The 17,604-nt window shown below is 65.6% G+C and carries 14 protein-coding genes; 2 read left to right on the top strand and 12 right to left on the bottom strand.

Annotated elements, in window-relative coordinates; genetic code table 11:
* Nucleotides 1-37: 37 nt before the first annotated feature.
* The 5 genes from ACLFLU_RS38960 to ACLFLU_RS38980 all read right to left on the bottom strand — a co-directional run bounded on the left by ACLFLU_RS38960 (nucleotide 38) and on the right by ACLFLU_RS38980 (nucleotide 5,287).
* Nucleotides 38-976 (bottom strand): dihydrodipicolinate synthase family protein, encoded by a 939-nt coding sequence (locus ACLFLU_RS38960; protein ID WP_426409919.1) that lies wholly within the window; start codon nucleotides 974-976, stop codon nucleotides 38-40.
* Between the two features lie 139 nt (nucleotides 977-1,115).
* Nucleotides 1,116-3,197, bottom strand: coding sequence for a methyl-accepting chemotaxis protein (locus ACLFLU_RS38965; protein WP_426409920.1), 2,082 nt, complete (start codon nucleotides 3,195-3,197; stop codon nucleotides 1,116-1,118).
* 123 nt (nucleotides 3,198-3,320) lie between these two features.
* Complete coding sequence (locus ACLFLU_RS38970) at nucleotides 3,321-4,091, bottom strand: enoyl-CoA hydratase (RefSeq protein WP_426409921.1); 771 nt, start codon at nucleotides 4,089-4,091, stop codon at nucleotides 3,321-3,323.
* Nucleotides 4,092-4,103: 12 nt separating this feature from the next.
* Nucleotides 4,104-4,577, bottom strand: coding sequence for a MarR family winged helix-turn-helix transcriptional regulator (locus tag ACLFLU_RS38975; protein WP_426409922.1), 474 nt, complete (start codon nucleotides 4,575-4,577; stop codon nucleotides 4,104-4,106).
* Nucleotides 4,578-4,624: 47 nt separating this feature from the next.
* Nucleotides 4,625-5,287 (bottom strand): TetR/AcrR family transcriptional regulator, encoded by a 663-nt coding sequence (locus ACLFLU_RS38980; protein WP_426409923.1) that lies wholly within the window; start codon nucleotides 5,285-5,287, stop codon nucleotides 4,625-4,627.
* A 90-nt stretch (nucleotides 5,288-5,377) separates the two neighbouring features.
* On the opposite strand from ACLFLU_RS38980, the gene ACLFLU_RS38985 reads away from it, so the two are divergent.
* A complete protein-coding gene (locus ACLFLU_RS38985; protein WP_426409924.1) occupies nucleotides 5,378-6,622 on the top strand; it encodes an HlyD family secretion protein in 1,245 nt (414 codons plus the stop codon).
* Nucleotides 6,570-8,186, top strand: coding sequence for an MDR family MFS transporter (locus ACLFLU_RS38990; protein ID WP_426409925.1), 1,617 nt, complete (start codon nucleotides 6,570-6,572; stop codon nucleotides 8,184-8,186). Before ACLFLU_RS38985 ends, ACLFLU_RS38990 begins: the two co-directional genes overlap by 53 nt.
* Nucleotides 8,187-8,295: 109 nt before the next feature.
* Here the strand turns inward: ACLFLU_RS38990 and ACLFLU_RS38995 are convergent, their stop codons facing one another.
* The 7 genes from ACLFLU_RS38995 to ACLFLU_RS39025 form a co-directional block, all read right to left on the bottom strand.
* Nucleotides 8,296-9,957, bottom strand: coding sequence for a tannase/feruloyl esterase family alpha/beta hydrolase (locus ACLFLU_RS38995; protein WP_426409926.1), 1,662 nt, complete (start codon nucleotides 9,955-9,957; stop codon nucleotides 8,296-8,298).
* Between the two features lie 80 nt (nucleotides 9,958-10,037).
* Nucleotides 10,038-11,492 (bottom strand): GntP family permease, encoded by a 1,455-nt coding sequence (locus ACLFLU_RS39000; protein ID WP_426409927.1) that lies wholly within the window; start codon nucleotides 11,490-11,492, stop codon nucleotides 10,038-10,040.
* 3 nt (nucleotides 11,493-11,495) lie between these two features.
* Nucleotides 11,496-12,515 (bottom strand): patatin-like phospholipase family protein, encoded by a 1,020-nt coding sequence (locus tag ACLFLU_RS39005; RefSeq protein ID WP_426409928.1) that lies wholly within the window; start codon nucleotides 12,513-12,515, stop codon nucleotides 11,496-11,498.
* A gap of 111 nt (nucleotides 12,516-12,626) precedes the next feature.
* Entirely contained in the window at nucleotides 12,627-13,871 is a 1,245-nt protein-coding gene (serA, locus tag ACLFLU_RS39010) for a phosphoglycerate dehydrogenase (RefSeq protein ID WP_426409929.1), read from the bottom strand.
* Between the two features lie 220 nt (nucleotides 13,872-14,091).
* Complete coding sequence (locus ACLFLU_RS39015; protein WP_426409930.1) at nucleotides 14,092-15,324, bottom strand: rhodanese-like domain-containing protein; 1,233 nt, start codon at nucleotides 15,322-15,324, stop codon at nucleotides 14,092-14,094.
* A gap of 76 nt (nucleotides 15,325-15,400) precedes the next feature.
* Entirely contained in the window at nucleotides 15,401-16,582 is a 1,182-nt protein-coding gene (locus ACLFLU_RS39020) for a PepSY-associated TM helix domain-containing protein (RefSeq protein ID WP_426409931.1), read from the bottom strand.
* Nucleotides 16,575-17,603 carry an extracellular solute-binding protein gene (locus ACLFLU_RS39025; RefSeq protein WP_426409932.1) on the bottom strand — a complete coding sequence of 343 codons (1,029 nt, stop codon included), beginning with the start codon at nucleotides 17,601-17,603 and terminating at the stop codon, nucleotides 16,575-16,577. Before ACLFLU_RS39025 ends, ACLFLU_RS39020 begins: the two co-directional genes overlap by 8 nt.
* Nucleotide 17,604: the final 1 nt, after the last annotated feature.

The raw sequence follows: 17,604 nt of genomic DNA on the forward strand, positions 1-17,604 counted from the left end.
CGCTTCGCTCGCAATGACGACGGTTGAGTGTGTGACCCTACTTCCCCCAGCGCAACGCCAGCGCGTCACGCTCCTTGGCCAATTCTAGTAATCCCGCGCGCGTCGCCGGATGCAGGGGCTGGAGCGGATGCCGCACCGCATCCGACTTGATCACACCGCCGGCCTGCATCATCGCCTTGCAGGCGATCAGGCCGCATTGGCGGTTCTCGTAGTTGATCAGCGGCAGCCAGCGTTCATAGGCAGCCTTCGCCTCCTCGCGCTTGCCGGCAAAATAGGGATCGATGATCTGGCGAATACCGTCAGGATAGCCGCCGCCCGTCATCGCACCGGTGGCGCCGGCATCGAGATCGGCCATCAGGGTGATCGCCTCTTCACCATCCCAGGGGCCTTCGATGTCCTTGCCGCCGGCCTCGATCAGGCTGCGGAGCTTTGAGGCCGCGCCTGCGACCTCGATCTTGAAATAGCGAATGTTGGCGAAGTCGCGCGCCAGCCGCGCCAGCAGCTCGACCGACAGCGGCGTGCCCGCCACCGGCGCATCCTGGATCATGATCGGGATGTTGATCCCGCCCGACAGCACCTTGAAGAACTCGACGATGCCCTTCTCGGGCACGCGGAAGGTCGCACCGTGATAGGGCGGCATCACCATCACCATGGCGGCGCCGGCGGCCTCGGCCTGCTGGCTCCGCGCCGCACACACGGCCGAGCTGAAATGCGTGGTGGTGACGATCACGGGCACGCGGCCCGCGACATGCTCCAGCACCGCATGCATGACGGTCTCGCGCTCGGCGTCGGTCAGCACGAACTGCTCGGAGAAATTGGCAAGGATGCAGATGCCGTGCGAGCCGGCATCGATCATGAAATCGATGCAGCGGCGCTGGCCCTCGAGATCGAGCTCGCCGCGCTCGTCGAAGATGGTAGGTGCGACCGGGAACACGCCGCGATAGGGGCGTTGGGCGTTGTGGGGGGTGACCGGCATCGAAATTATCTCCCTGTATTCCCGTCGTTAGTTTTGATGCGCGCGCGCAGCTGTTGGAGCATGGTACCGCTACCATTTACAGCGCTCACGCACACACGGCAATGCCGATCCACTTGTCGTTGGAATTAGGAATGAAAGCTTAAGCGGTCTTCACCGCGCCAAGGAAGCCCTCGACCGCGACGCGGAGACGGTCGGCATCGGCCGACATCTTGGTCACGGACTGGGACAGCACCGTGCCGGCGTTGCCGGTCTCCTGGTTGAGCTTGGCGACGCTGCCGATGGTATCGGTGACCTCGCGGGTGCCCTGGGCGGCATGCTGGAAGTTGCGCGAGATTTCGGTGGTGGCCGCACGCTGCTGTTCGACGGCGGCGGCAATCGCGGTCATCTTCTCGTCGATGCCGCTGATGGCACCGCCGATCGAGCGGATGGCGGCGACCGCCTGCCCGGTCGCCCCCTGAATTTCCTCGACCTGACGCGAGATTTCCTCGGTCGCGGTCGCGGTTTGCGCCGCGAGGCTCTTGACCTCGCCGGCGACCACCGCAAAGCCGCGGCCGGCTTCGCCGGCGCGGGCCGCCTCGATGGTGGCGTTCAGGGCGAGCAGATTGGTCTGGCCGGCGATGGCATGGATCATCTTCACGACTTCGCTGATGCGGCCCGCGGTCTGGTCGAGGATCTCGACGGTGGTGTTGGTCTGCTCCACCTGCGACACCGCTTCGCGCGCATCGCGCGCGCTGGACTGCACCTGCGCGGAGATTTCGCCGACAGAAGCCGAGAGCTCCTCGGTCGCTGCCGCAATGCTTTCGAGATTATTGGTGGCCTGCTCGGCGGCGGAGGAGACCGCAGCCGTCTGGTTGCTCGATTCCGACACCAGCGTGCGCACATCGGTTGCGGTGGCATCGAGCTCCTTGGCCGACGCAGCCACGCTGTGGATCACCGCCTGCACGGTGTCGTCGAAACTGCGGCACGCGTCGTCGACGGTACCGGAGCGGGCGAGCTGCAGCGCCTGCTGCGATTCGCGTTCCTGGCCCAGACGTTCCGCGGTCGCTGCGCTCTCGCGCAGGCTTTCGAGCGCGGCTGCCATGGTGCCGAACTCGTCGGGATAACGCGATTGCGGGACGTGCGTCGCGTAATCGCGGGCACTGATCCGGGCGATGGCGTCGAGAATGGCGCGCACCGGACGCATCAGGCGATTGCGCACGACGTAAACGCCGGTGAGCGTCACGGCGAGCGCGATCAGAAACGCAAGCGACTGGATCACAAGGTTGGTCAGCGCCTTGGTCTGAACGGTCTCGGCACGCGCGATCGACTGATCCAACGCCTTGGTCGCGACCCCGACAATGAGCGGGAACGGCGACTGGCACAGCGTGTTCCATTCCGAAGCGGGCATCGCCGGCTTGCCGCTGCCGTCAAAGTTCTTGGTGAGATCGCCGATCTGCTTGAGAACGCTGCCGGTCTTGGCCTGCGCCTCCTTGGCCGCGGTGACCAGCTCCGCCGTCACATCGGGCGCGGCCAGTAACTCGGCCATGCCGGACCAACCGGAGGCGATGGTACCGTCCCATTGCGCCAGTGACCGCTTCTGGGTGTCGTCGAGCGGCTTGCTGCTGTTGACGTTCGAGCGCAGCACCGAGCAATGAATTCCGTAGCGGTCGCGCACCTGCCAGGCGAGGCGGCGGACCTGGATCATGCGGGCAATGAAGGGATCGTTCATCCAGGCGCGGTTCGACACCGCGGTGGACGCGAGGTTCGCCGTGTCGATGACCTTGGTGACGGCGTCGTACCACGAATTGGTGCGCTCGATCTTGCGCTCGGCGCGCGGGCGCTTGGCCTCGTCGTAGAACAGCTGGAATTGCGGTGCGGCCTCACCCCAGCGCTGCTTCAGCGTGCTGGCGAGCTCGTCGCGGCGGGCGAAATCGACAGTAGCAAGTGCTGCGCCGATGCCGTCGTAGCCGCCCTGCTCCGCCTTCTCGGCTTCACCGAGCTTGCTGCGTGGATCGTCGTCGCCGAGCAGCGCGCTCTGGGCGTCGCCGCGATTGTTGCGCAGGGACAATACGCCTTGGAAGATCGCCTTGTCTGCGGCGGCAAGTCGCGCGGTCTCGAGACTGTCGCTGTAGCGGCCGAAGGCCCCGACCATCTGGATCGCCGTGCTGGCGAGCGCTCCGGCCGCCAGCAAGGCCATCAAAACCAGAAGAAGCGAACTTACCGATTTCCTAAACATTGCCATGAGTGAGGAGGCCTACTCTTCCAAGAGAGGCCACCTTGCGCCGCGACATGCCAATGTTCCGTTAAGGTTTTAGTCAATGCCGGGAGTTCCCGATCTGCCAAACCTTTAATAAGCAGGCCGGCGTCACGAAACCTTCGTGAAGTCAGGCGGACGGCGCTCGGCAAAGGCGGTAAATGCCTCGCGCGCCTCCGCCGTGCGCAGGCGCTGCGCGAACTGCTCGCCCTCCGCCAGCATCTGCGCGACCAGCGTCTCGCCGTTGCGCATCAGCTTCTTGGTCGCGGTGAGCGCGCCGGCTGGCTGTCTGGCAAGACGCTGGGCGAGCGCAAGCGCCTCGGCGTCGAGCTTGTCGAGCGGCACCACGCGATTGGCCAGCCCCCATTCCAGCGCGGCCTTGGCCGGCACGGTCTCGCCGAGCGCAAACATCTCATAGGCGCGGGCATAACCGATGCGCGCCGGCATCAGCAGGCTCGACGCGGCCTCCGGCACCAGCGCTAGGCTGACGAAGGGCGTCGACAATTGGGTGTTTTCGGCGAGCACCACGAGATCGCAATGCAGGAGCATCGTGGTGCCGACGCCGACGGCGCGGCCCTGAACTGCTGCGACCAGCGGACGGGTGCAGCGCGCCAGCGACTGGATGAAGCGGCCGACATTGCGGCTGCCTTCGGACTTGCCTGACGCGACGGCCGCAAACTCGCCGACATCATTGCCGGCGGTGAACATGTCGCCCTCGCCGCGGATCAGCAGCACGCGCGCGGACGGATCGAACTCGGCGGACTCGATGGTGTCGGCGAGCTTGCCGTACATCGCGTCCGTCAGCGCGTTCTTCTTGTCGGGGCGCGCCAGCGTGATCGTGAGAATTCCGTTGTTGGTCTCAACTCGCACATGCTCGGTCATGGGTCTCTCCTCTTATTCCTCTGGATCTCTTGCCAGGTCTCTTGTCGGGTCTCTTGGAAACTTGTCCTGAATGCTCGCCAGCCAGCGCGCGACGACGTCGATCTCCGCGCCGGTAAATCCTTCCGTCAGCGCCGCATTGACCGTGGCCGCGTCGGTCTTCGCCTGCGCCAGCACGGTGCGGCCCTTCGGCGTCAGCCACACGCGCCAGGCGCGGCCATCCTCGCGATCGGCCCGCCGCTCGACCAACCTCGCCGCAGCACTGCGATCGACCAGACCGGAAATGCCGGCCGGCCCCAGATCGAGCGCCGCGCCCGCCTCGCCCATCAGGACGCCATCCTGCTTGCCGAGGATGAACAGCAACCCCGCCTGCGCGGGCGTCACTTCGCTCGAAGGCTGCGCCGCCATCCAGCGCTGCAAGCGCCGTTGCGCGACGTTCAGCAGATAGATCAGCCGGTGATGCCTCGCCTCTGGCGATTTACTTCGCATACGAAATACATAGATGCACCCCGGCTGATTGTCAAAGCCTGCGGTTGCTAACCGCTCGACGGCCGGCGACAGCCGTCGAGCAGAATTGCGGCGCAGACCTCTGCCCGCCTCTCGATCTCCTCCCGCGAGGGCAGTGTCAGGCTTGCGTAGAGCGCCGCACGCTGCGGCGCTGACACCATCATGCCAATCATCATTCCGGCGGCTTCATCGGCGTTATCGATTGCAATGCGCTTTTTCTTGACCTGATCGCGGAGCCAGCCCGCGAGCGCCGCCGCGCTACGGGCGATGCCATCCCTGTAAAAATTTGCCGCAAGGTCGGGGAACGTGGCCGATTGCTGCAGCACCATGCGCTGCAACGCCACGACCTCGGGATCGAGCGCGAGGTCGGCGCAGGCGACCAGCACGGCAGCCAGACTCGTTTCGATGTCGGCCTGATTGTTAGCCTGCAGATTGACGTCGGAGAGCAACCGCTCGAGCCGGTCTGCGCACATCGCCTCGAACAGCGCCGCCTTGCCCGGAAACAACCGATAGAGCGTCTTGGTGGAAATGCCGGCGCCGCGCGCCAGCTCCTCGGTGCTGGTTGCGGCATAGCCGTCGACGGCGAAGGCGTGCCGTGCCGCCTCGATGACGATTCGCTTCGTCTCCTCGTCACTGCGTACCGGCGGCCGTCCGCGCGGACGGCATTCTGATGACGGTTTTGCCCGAGCCATGTTTTTAGATGATGCCTGTCATTCCATTGACTATCCCAAAGCTAGTCCTATTTTGGAAATCGTCAAGTTTCCTAATTCAGGGAGGCGGCTATGACCGTCCACACCAACCCAACCAAGTCCGAAGCCGCGGTGGTTCCAACCACCGCGCCCGAGGGCATCTTGCCCGCCGCGCCAGCCCCCGCTCCGCGCCTAAAGCTGAACCTTCGCAAGCTGTTGCTGGCGGGAGTGGCAGCCGCAGCCCTCGCCGGTGCCGGCTGGTATGGCTACGATTACTGGACCGTCGGCCGCTTCCTCGTCTCCACCGATGACGCCTATGTGAAGGCCGACAACACCACCATCGCGCCGAAGGTCACTGGCTATCTCGACCGGGTCGTGGTCGGCGATAACGAGCATGTGAAGGCAGGCCAGGTTCTGGCCCGGATCGACGACCGCGACTTCCGCGTCGCGCTCGACCAGGCCAAAGCCGATGTCGCCGCCGCGAACGCGACGATCACAAGCAAGCAGGCGCAGCTCGATGTTCAGGATGCGGTGATCGCCGCAGCCAAGGCGACCATCGATGTCGACACTGCCGCAAAGACCTTCGCGCAGCAGGAGAACAAGCGTTACACCGATCTCGCCGCGACGGGCTATGGCAGCGTGCAGAACGCGCAGCAGGCGCAATCGCGCAACGCCGGAGCCGAGGCCGCGATCCAGCGCGACACCGCCAATCTTGCCTCCGCCCTCAAGCAGGTCGAGTTGCTCAAGGCTGAGATCGTGCAAGCCAACGCAGCGGCCGCCCGTGCCGCTGCGCTTCAGCATCAGGCCGAGCTCAATCTCGGCTACACCACGATCGTCGCGCCGATCGACGGCGTCATCGGCAATCGCACGCTCCGCGTCGGCCAGTTCGTGCAGGCCGGCACGCAGCTGATGTCGATCGTGCCCGCCGAAGGCGCCTATGTGGTGGCCAATTTCAAGGAGACCCAGCTCACCCACGTCCGTGCGGGACAAGAGGTCGAGATCGAGGTCGATACGTTCCCGGGCCAGGTGGTGCATGGCCACGTCGATTCCATCGCACCGGCCAGCGGCCAGGAGTTCGCCCTGCTGCCGCCTGATAACGCCACCGGCAATTTCACCAAGATCGTGCAGCGCATCCCCGTGAAGATCGCGCTGGATGCCGAGACCGCGCCTGCGATCGAGCTGCGGCCCGGAATGTCCGTAATCCCGACGATCGCAACCCGTTCAGCGCCGACCGCGCAAGCGGCAACGACGCCTAAAGCGAAGCTTGTTTCCGGAGGGTCGTGCCATGTCAAACAGCCTCTCAATCTCGACGCCCGCAACATCGGCCGCGACGCCTGAGCGCGTCGCAGCCGATCCCAATCGGGCCAGCGCCACGGTCTGGATCGCCGTCTTCGCGGCGATGATCGGCGCCTTCATGGCGATCCTGAACATCCAGATCACCAACGCCTCGCTGCTCAACATCGAGGGCGGCATCGGCACCGGTGTCGACAACGGATCCTGGATCTCGACGTCATATCTGATCGGCGAGATCATCGTGATTCCGCTGACCGACTATCTGTCGCGGGTGTTCTCGTTCCGGAACATCATGCTGAGCTTCGCGACGCTGTTTGCAGCGTTCTCGGTTGCCTGCGCCTTCACCCACGATCTGCCGTCGATGATTGCCATGCGCGGCTTCCAGGGCTTCTTCGGCGGCGTGCTGATCCCGATGGCCTTCACGCTGGTCTTCACCAAGCTGCCGAAGGGCCAGCAGCCGATCGGGCTGGCGATGTTCTCGCTCGCGGTGACCTTTGCGCCCGCGATCGGGCCGACCATCGGCGGCTATCTCACCGAGAACTACGGCTGGCAGACCATCTTCTTCGTCAACGTGCTGCCCACTGCGGTCATGGTGACCACGCTGTTCTTCACGCTGGAGCGCCAGCCGCTGAATCTGGGATTGTTGCGCGAAGGCGACTGGTTCGGCATCGCGACCATGGCAGTCGGCCTGGCATCGCTGCAGGCCGTGCTGGAAGAAGGCAACAAGGACGACTGGTTCGGCTCGCCCTTCATCGTGCGGCTTGCGATCATCTCTGCGATCAGCCTGTCGCTGTTCATCTATAATGAGCTGGTAGTCGACAAGCCGCTGCTGCGTCTGCGCCTGCTGACGCAGTGGAATTTCGGCATCGGCACTTTCGCCTCGATCTTCCTTGGTTTCGCGCTGTTTGGCTCGGTGTATCTTCTGCCCGCCTATCTTGGCCAGGTGCAGGGCTACAATGCCGAGCAGATCGGCAACGTGCTGGCCTGGACCGGCCTGCCGCAGCTGCTGCTGATTCCGCTGGTGCCGAAACTGATGCAGCGGTTCGATATTCGCTATATCGCCGCCGTCGGCCTGCTGCTGTTCGCCGCGAGCTCGTTCATGAACATCCAGATGTCGCTCGACTATTCAGGCGATCAGTTGCTGGTGCCCAACATCGTGCGCGCCGTCGGCCAGGCGCTGACGCTGGCGCCGATCTCCGCGCTCAGCCTCGGCAGCGTCGCGCCGCAGGACGCGCCCGCCGCCTCCGGCATCTCCAACATGATGCGCAACCTCGGCGGCGCCATCGGCACCGCGGTGCTGGCGACCATCGTCACCAAACGCGAGCAGTTCCACTCGAACATCATCGGCCACTCCGTCACGCTCGGCCGCGAGGAAGTCCGCACCCGCATCGCACAGACGACAGATTACTTCATCGCCCATGGCGTGCCCGACCCCAACGCCGCGCGCGAGCAGGCCATCATCGCACTCGGCAAGACGGTGAAACGCCAGGCGCTGGTGATGGGCTTCTCCGACACGTTTGCGGTGATCGGCGTGGTGCTGGTCCTCGCCGCGATCGCGGTGCTGCTGACGCGCCGGGTGAAGGCAGCCGGCGGGGGCGGCGCGCATTGAGTATTCGCAGAGGTCGTCATGCCCGGGCCTCGTCCCGGGCATCCACGTTCTTGGTACTCTGGGGAAATGCGTGGATGGCCGGGACAAGCCCGGCCATGACGCTGGAATGTCACGGCGCGCAGGTGAAGCTCGACGCCTCCGTCACCGCACCGCTCTTGTAATGCGGCCAGCCCGGCCAGCGACACAGCGGCATCGCGCGGAGCGTCGCGAATGACGGCGCCTCGACCTTCTGCTCGGTGACTTCGAGATCGCCGGGCGCCGTGCCCTTCTCGACCCAGTCAACCAGCGCGGTCAGCATATCGACATTGGCGGGCGCACCGGAGCCGACATGATCGACGCCGGGCGCGGTGTAGAGCCGCGCGAATTCCGCGGTCTCGGCGTTGCCGAGCTTGCGCTCCACGCTCTCGAAATAGCGGATGCCGGCATAGGGGCTCTGCGCGTAGTCCGCCATGTGCTCGAGCATGATCAGCCGGCCGCCGCGGGCGCGGAAGCGGCTGAGATCGGGATCGGTCGAATCCATCAGGCTCGAGACCTCGAGCAGCCGCGCCTTGTGGTCCTCCACCTTGTAGGTGGTGACGTCGAGCTTCGGATCCCGCGCGAACACGAATTGAATGCCGCCGGCACCATAGATCCAGGCGATACCGTTATTGGGCGCGGGCGGCTGCGCCGGCGGCGCGGCGCCGAGCCACCACGCCATCCAGCCGCCAGTCGGCCCGATCGCCGGCGTGTCCTCACCCGACACGCCCCAGCCTGGATAGTCGTCGAGACCATTGGCGAGCGTGAACGGGAATTTGTAGGTGGCATGCAGCGTGTCGACCGCCTTGATCTGCGCGTCGGTGAGGCATTGATCGCCGCTCTTGCCATCAGTGCAACGCAAGCTCTCGACCTTGAACGCCGCCTTGCAACCCACGGGGTCCTGCACCAGCGCATCGTCGGATCCGTCCGCCTTGTCGCAGGCCGCTCGCACGGCATCGCCTACGAGCTTGACCTGCGCCGGATTGATCCAGCCCTCGCCCATGGTGACGAGGCCGGAGCGGGTGCCCGCATGCTGCAAGCCGACCCAGTTGATGACGGGCACGCGCGCAAAGATCCCGTCGAAATCGTCGGGATAGCGCTGCGCCATGGTCAGGGCTTCGCGGCCGCCTTCGGACGAACCCATGAAGTACATCTTGTCCGGCTTCTTGCCGTACGCGCGCTGCATCAGCGCGACCGCGGCGTCGCGCACCTTCTTGTAGGCGCGGTGGGCAAAATTCTCGAATGCTTCGTCGTTCAGCGCGAACAGCTGCGGCGGCTCGCCCGGCTTGGACTCATGGCCGGAATCGGTGCCGTAGGTGACGAAGCCGCGCGCAAGTGGCGACGGCTTGTCGAAGGGATAGGCCGGCGGCAGGCCGAGGCCGGTGATCAGCACGCCGTTGAAACCGCCGCCGCCATATTGCACCGAGCGCCCGTTCCATTCGACCGGCAGATTGACCTGGAATTTGACCGGCGGCGCCTTGGGGTCCACGGGCTCGATATGACCGAGCACCTTGCAGAAGACAGGATTGGCCGGCGTGATGCGTCCCGACGGCGTCGGTCCGCGTTCGGCGACGGCGAGCTGAGACGCTGTCTGCAACGTCGCGGTGTCGATCTTGACGGCATCGGTGCCGCCGGCGAGGCCCTTGCAGACGGTATCCGCATCCTCGGCCAGTGTCGCCGCCAACGCGCCGGTCGCGCCCAGCGCTGCCGCCGTCCCCACCAGCCATGCGCACAGTCTTGCCCTTGTAAACCTCATTGTTTCCACCCGGCTTTCTCGGTTTTTGCGTTCTGCGGTTGGCCGCATTGAATGCAACCTTCGTCGCTGCGTCAATCGCTTCAGAACGATCCAAAGGCGCTACCGAGCGCAATCACGGCCACCAGCGCGAGCAGCGACGTCACGATGCCCACCATCACGATATCAAGATAGCTGTCGCGATGGGTCAGGCCGCAGATCGCGAGCAGGCTGACCACCGCGCCATTATGCGGCAGGATATCCAGCGTCCCCGAACCGATCACCGCCACGCGGTGCATCAACGCAAGGTCGATGCCGGTGCGCGCGGCGAGCTCGACATAGGTCTGGCCGAGCGCATCGAGCGCGATCGTCAGGCCGCCCGATGCCGAGCCGGTCAGCGCCGCGAGGATGTTGGTCGCGACCGCCAACGACACCAGCGGCCCACCTTCGATCGCGAGCACCCATTCGCGCACCAGCGCGAAAGCCGGCAGCGAAGCGACGACCGCACCGAATCCGACGAGGCTGGCGACGCTGAACGCCGGCAGCACCGACGCATTGGCCCCGGCATCCATGGTCTGCCGCAATGCCGGCAGGCGCGTCCAGTTCAGCGCGATGGTTGTGACGATCGCGGCAGTCAAGGCGACCACGACCGACCACACACCCGCGACGGCAGCAAGCGACGTGCTGCCGAAGCGCTCCTCAGCCAGATAGGCGACATCGAGCCGCGGCAGCACCACGAGGGACATCACGAGATTGACGGCCACGACGACGATCAACGGCAGGACGGCGCTCAGGACCGGTGACGGTTGATCGGTGCGACGGCCATGCTGCAATTCCGCCGGATCGAACTCGCGTGCCGTCGTCGCGCGTTCGCGCACGAGCTCGTCGGATGCCGCGCGCTCGGTCGCATCCTCGACGTCGTCACCATAGCCCTCCCCGGCGCGCCGGGCCTTGGCCTCGGCGCGATGCAGCCACCACAATCCCGTACCGAGCATGACGAGCGATGCGATGATCCCGAGGCCCGGAGCGGCAAAGGGCGTCGTGCCAAAGAACGGCATCGGGATCGCATTCTGGATCGACGGCGTACCCGGCAGGGCCGACATGGTGAAGGTCGATGTGCCCAGCACGATCGCGGCCGGAATCAGCCGGCGCGGAATTGCAGCGGCTCGAAACAGCGAACGGGCCATCGGCACGATGACGAAGAACGCGACGAACAGGCTGACGCCGCCATAGGTGACCAGCGCACCGGCCAGCACCACCGCGAGGATCACACGCCGCTCGCCGAGACGCTGCGCCATGAAGGCAGCCACCGACGTGACCGCCCCACTGTCGTCCATCAGCTTGCCGAAGACGGCGCCGAGCAGGAAGATCGGGAAGAACTGCGCCAGAAATCCCGCGGCATTCACCATGAAAACCTGAGTCAGATTCGCCAGCAGCGGCTCGCCGCCAAACAGCGCGGCAACGAGCGCGGCGAGCGGCGCGAGCAGCAGCACGCTCCAGCCGCGAAAGGCAAACAGGACGAGCAGGCCGAGCCCGACGAAGAGGCCAAGAAGCCCCATGCCTCAGCACTCCGCCAGGAGGACATCGAGATCGGCGGTCGATTGCCGGCCGATATCGGAGCCGTGTTGGGCGAGGAACGCCTCCGCGGCAATGCGCCCTTCGGCGCGCAGCATCGAGATGAACTCCCATTCCGCATTGAGCTTTGACGAGGCGCCGAACTTCGCCAGCATGTCGCTCTTGATCCGATGCGTCCGCATTTTCGCCCAGCGCGCGCCCTCGCCGCTGCCGGGATCAGCCGCCTGCCGCAGCAGCGCGATCATCCGTAGCTCCTTCATCAGCGGCGAGTTGAAGGAGATTTCGTTGAGACGGTTGAGGATCTCCGCGGCGGTCCGCGGCTCCTCCAATCGCTCGGTCGGATTGATCTGGACGAGGATGGTGTCGTGCGCGTCGCTCTCGCGGACCAGCGGCGTGATGGTCGGGTTGCCGGCATAGCCGCCGTCCCAATACGGCTCGCCGTCGATCTCGATCGCACGGAACATGGTCGGCAGACAGGCCGACGCCAGCAGCACGTCGGCTGTGATCTCGGCGTTGCGAAAGATCCGTCCACGGCCGGTGCGCACGCGCGTCGCGGTGATGAAGAGCTGGATCGGCGAGCGCGCGAGCCGCTCGAAATCGATGCTCTCGGCCAGCACCGCGCGCAGCGGATTGTAGCCGGTCGGATTGAGATCGTAGGGCGACAGCACCCGCGACATCAGGTCGGTCAGGATGTAGAAGGGCGACGTATCGAGCGTCCAGCGCCCCATCAGCCGATCGAGCGGCGAGCGCTGCAGCGGGCTGAAGGCCGCCGCCTTCGAGACACGGCGCCAATATCGTTCCAGCGCATCACGCGCGCCTTCGGCGCCGCCGGCCGTCCAGCCATCCGCGAGCACCGCCGCATTCATCGCGCCCGCGGAGGTTCCGGAGATCGCGGCGATCGTGAGCCACTTTTCCTCCAGCAGACGGTCAAGCACACCCCAGGAGAAGGCGCCATGCGAACCGCCGCCCTGAAGCGCGAGATCAATCAGTACGGCGTCCCGTTCCATGCGGATACTCACACAACTGAAGCTCAAATTCGACGCGATTTACCGTACGCCGAAGACGACAGCAGTCTAGAGAGCTTAGGCCGCGCAATGCAACCGGAACGTGACGGCCGCCTAGTGCTCGAATATCAGCCTTGCGCCGACCGTGCCTTCGAGCGCACGGATCTGCGCCAGCAGCGCGCCTGAATCCTCGCCGCCGAGATCGGCGTCCAGCACGACGTAGCCGAGGTCGCCCGCGGTCTCCAGATATTGTGCGGCTATGTTGATGTCGCGCTGGAGGAAGACCTCGTTCAGCCGGCGCAGCATGCCCGGCACGTTGCGATGGACGTGGCTGAAGCGCACGCCGGAGGGACGCAAATGCAGCTGCACCTCCGGGAAATTCACCGCGCCCATGGTCGATCCCGTGATGAAATAATCGACCAGCTTGCGCGCGACCTCGCCGCCGATGCGCTCCTGCGCCTCCTCGGTCGAGCCACCGACATGCGGCGTGAGGATGACGTTGCCGAGGCCCTGCATCGGGCTCTTGAAGCGCTCCGAATTCGAGGACGGCTCGACCGGGAATACGTCGATGGCGGCGCCCGCAATGTGTCCGTCACGCAGCGCGCCCGCGAGCGCATCGAGATCGACCACGGTGCCGCGGCTGTTGTTGATCAGGAACGAGCCCGGCTTCATTGCCCGCAGCTCCCTCTCGCCGATCATGCCTGATGTCTCGGGCGTCTCCGGCACGTGCAGGCTGACGACGTCGCTCTGCGCCAGCAGCTCTTCCAGCTTCTCGACCGGCTCGGTGTTGCCATGGCGGAGCTTGTCGGTCCGGTCATAGTAGATCACCCGCATGCCCATCGCTTCCGCGAGCGTCGAGAGCTGCGAGCCGATATTGCCGTAGCCGATGATGCCGAGCGTGCGGCCGCGCACCTCGCGGCTGCCGGTCGCGGATTTGTCCCAGCCGCCCTCATGGGCCGACACCGAGCGCGGAAAGATCTGCCGCAGCAGCATCACGATCTCGCCGATCACAAGCTCGGCGACGCTGCGCGTGTTGGAGAACGGCGCGTTGAACACCGGGATGCCGCGCTTGCGGGCTGCCATGAGATCGACCTGGTTGGTGCCGACGCTGAAGCAGCCGACCGCGAGCAGGCCATCGGCGGCCTCCAGCACCTCGTCGGTGATCTGGGTGCGGGAGCGGATGCCGAGCAGCGACACGCCCTTGAGCGCCTGTCGCAGCGCCTCACCGTCCAGCGCCTTGGTCAAGCGCTCGACATTGGTGAAGCCCGCGCTCTTGAACAGATCCACGGCACTGTCGTTGACACCTTCAAGCAGCAGCGCCTTCGCGCTCCGCTCAGGGCTTTGGCCTGGGGATGGCATAGAATCTCCATGAATGGCGGCTTTGCCTGAGCACATAGACCGCGGACGACGCACAGCACAATAGGGTTTGGATATGGGGAGAAGATGGCGTGGCGGTAGATGCCGTGGCCCCACCGGCCCCGATGCATCCGGACCGTCGCCCTTCGAGGCTCGCCGAAGCGGCCACCTCAAGGTGACGGAGACAGATCGATTGCACGGCAAGTAGCAGCGCCGCTTGGCTTCAGATCACATAAAACCCGTGCGTGCCGTCGCGGCGGAGTTGGTCGACCAGGCCGTATTCCCAGTCGAGATAGGCCTGCATCGCGCGCTCGGCGATGTCAGTGCCCTCATAGGGGCGGCGGTAGCGATGCGCGGGATCGGGCTTCGGCAGCACGAGCGGCGGGCTGACCTCGAGCGTGCCGGCATAGCCGCCTTCCAGCACATAGACCTCCCAGCCCATCTGCGCGAGCCACGAGGCCGTCATGTCGGCGCGCACGCCCTTGTCGTCGCTCAGGAGGATGCGCGCGCCGCGCACCGGCGCGGCCATGTCGGTCTCCTGCACGAGCTGGCCGCCGGGATAGTGGCGGAAGCCCGGGAGATGACCGGCCGCATATTCCTCAGCGTCGCGCACGTCGAAGCGATAGAGCGTGCGGCCGGTCTCAGCGACCAGCGCTGCCATCTCGTTCACGCCGACATGGCGGACGCCGGCGCGATAGGCGACGTCGCGGGCATTCGCCGGACCGCCCTCGAACGACCCGATCGCACCGCGCCGGTCAGCGCCGTGGTTGAGCGTTTGCCGCGCCAATGTCCAGCCGATCGTACCATTGCGCAGCGCCCGCACCTTGTTGGGCACGCCGGCGTTGATCAGCGATTGGGTGCCGATGATCGAGCGGGTGCGGCCGGCGCAATTGACGATGATGGTGGTGTCGGGATCGGGCGCGGCCTGCCCGGCCCGCAGCACCAGTTCCGCGCCGGGCACGCTGACCGAGCCTGGAATGTTCATGGTGGCATATTCGTCGAAGCGGCGGACGTCGAGGATGGCGATATTGGCCTTGTCCGCGATCAGTTTTGCCACTTCGTCGGCGCTGAACGAAGGTGTGTGGCGGCGCGCCTCGACCAGCTCGCCGAACGCCTTTGAATAGGAATTGACGTCTTCGAACACCTCATAGCCCGCCGCGCGCCAGGCCTTCAGCCCGCCATCGAGCGCACGGACATTGCGGTAGCCAAGCGCCGCGAGGCGTTCCGCGCCTGCCGCGACCAGCCCCTCGCCGTCGTCGAAGAGCACGACCGGCACATCCTTGCGCGGCAGCCGCACCGCGGCCTCGATCGCGATCCGGTCCACGGCCATATTGGCCGCGAACAGCGGATGGCCGGTGGCGAAGGCGGCCTCGTGCCTGAGATCGAGCAGCGCGATCTCCTCGCGCAACAGCAGCGCGCGGCGGATATCGGCGGGGGTGACGGTCGAAAGCTTCATGGCGTGAACCTACAGCAGAGGACAGGCCATGGGCTTTTGAACGATTGCGGCGGGCTTGGCTAGCCTTCGCGTCCGTTCACTCGCCGGGAACGAGCTGCCCGAGCGGTGGCTGCGCCGGACGCCGCAGCTTGCGGCGCGACAGGTACAAGAGCACGCCGGTGATCGCAAACAGCGGCATCAAGGCCGCGGCGATCATGAACGCAAGCTTGCCCGGCCAGCCCAGGACCGCGCCGCGGTGAATGTCGAGCACGCCCGCGATAGCCTTCTCGCCAAGCGTCTTGTCGGCATAGCGCTCCGCGGAGACGACCTGACCGGTAACTGCATCGATGCGAAACTCATCGCGCATGGACTCGAGCGTGGAGTCCTTCGGCCACGACCGGATCCGCATCACCGTACCCGGGCCGGCAGGAAGCGTCAGCTGAGCCCTGGCGAAACCGCCGCTCTCCTCATGCTGGAGGGTGGTCCATGCGCGATCGAACCCGAGCGGCTGAGCCGGCTCGGGACGGCCGGTTGGACGCGATTGCTTCGGCTGCATCTTCGCCGCCGCCACATGCGGGCGCGACAGCAGCCAGACCACGCCGTCCTTGTACCAATCGAACGAGTACCAGAGCCCGGTCAGGGTCATTACGAGATAGACCGGCAGAACCCAGGTGCCGATGACGGCGTGCAACGAACGATGCAGGCCGCGGCCACTCAGCCCGAGATTAGGCTTCAGCCACATCTTCACGCTGCTTGTCCGGCGCGGCCAGCGCAGTACGAGGCCCGAGATCAGCATCACGATCAGGCCCAGCGCGGCAACGCCGGTGATCTGGCGCCCCCAGCCTTTGGAGTCGCCGGGAATAAGCAACCAGCGATGCAGGCTGCGCACCGTTGCGAAGAACTCCTCGCCGCGCGGAACACCGAGCACGTGGCCGTCATAGGGATCGACATAGAGCGAGGACGGCCGCGCGCCCTGCTCGTCACGAGCAAAGCGGACATGTACGGCCGCCGACGGATCGCTCGACAGCATGATGGCCGCAACCTTGCCGGCATCCGGCACCGCCTTCAGCCGCGCCACCAGCTCATCCGGCAGCAGCGCCGGCGTCGTCCGTGGCAGGACCTGCATGATACCGGCATTCAGATGGTCGACGATCTCGTCCTCAAAGCTCATGATCACGCCAGTCAGCGCGATCAGGGAGAGCAGCAGCGCGAGCACGAGGCCGGCAATGGAATGGACCTGGAGCAGCGACACCTTGATCTTGTGCCCGAGCCTACTCATCGAAGCCCGCCTTCCTGATGAGCGCGATGGCGGCTTGCTGGGCCCGGCCGATCTCGTCGATCGGCAGCGCATCGGCGGTGAAAGCGCCCATTTCGGCAACGATCGCCGCGCGCTCTGCCGTGGCCAGCGCGGGGTATTCGAGCTCGGCGGCTGCAAACATCCGCTGTGCCGGCGGCGTGACCAGAAACTCCAGGAATTTCTGCGCGCCGGCGAAGTGCGGCGCATGTTTCGCGATGGCCGCACTGGTAAGGTTCACATGCGTACCGCCGCCCTTGAAGACGGTCGGAACCGCCTTGACCGCCATCGCCCAGGCGCGCCAGTCGGCCCCTTCCCGTCCGTCACGCAATTGCGCCAATGCCACGGTGTTGCCGATACCGATCTCGCACGTCCCTTGTGCGATTTCGCGGATCACATCGTTGTCCTTGCCATCAGGCTTGTGGGCGAGATTGGCCTTCAGACCGGCGAGCCAGGCCTCGGTCGCCGCTTCGCCATGATGAACGAGATAGGCGGCGACAAGCGCGACATTGTTCTGATGCAGCGGTGAACGCATGCAGAGCTTTCCGCGCCATTGCGAACCCGCGAGGTCTTCATAGTCGATCGCCGTGATTGCACTGTCGTTGCGCGCCATCACGACGCGCGGGCGGATCGCAAGGGCGATCCACTGCGAATTGCCTCCGCGAAGATTGGCCGGAACGGCCTGTTCGAGACGCGGCGACGTGAAAGCCTGTGTCCGGCCGCCCGTGGCAAGCTGGGTGGTCTTATCCAGTCCGATCGTCAGCAGGACGTCGGCGGGCGATGCCTCGCCTTCCGACGCCAGGCGCTTGACGAGACTGTCCTCGACGAAGACGATTTTCACCCTGATGCCGCTCGCTTCCGTGAAGGCCGCGGCGACGGGCGCAACCAGGGCAGCCTCCCTGGTCGAATACAGCGTGATCTCCTCGGCGCGACTCGCACCGGTGGCCGCAAGGCAGGCAGACGCCAGGGCGATCAGGACCGCGATGGCTTTGCGCCGCGCGTCCATC

The sequence above is a fragment of the Bradyrhizobium ganzhouense genome (assembly GCF_049949285.1).
GTDB lineage: Bacteria > Pseudomonadota > Alphaproteobacteria > Rhizobiales > Xanthobacteraceae > Bradyrhizobium > Bradyrhizobium ganzhouense.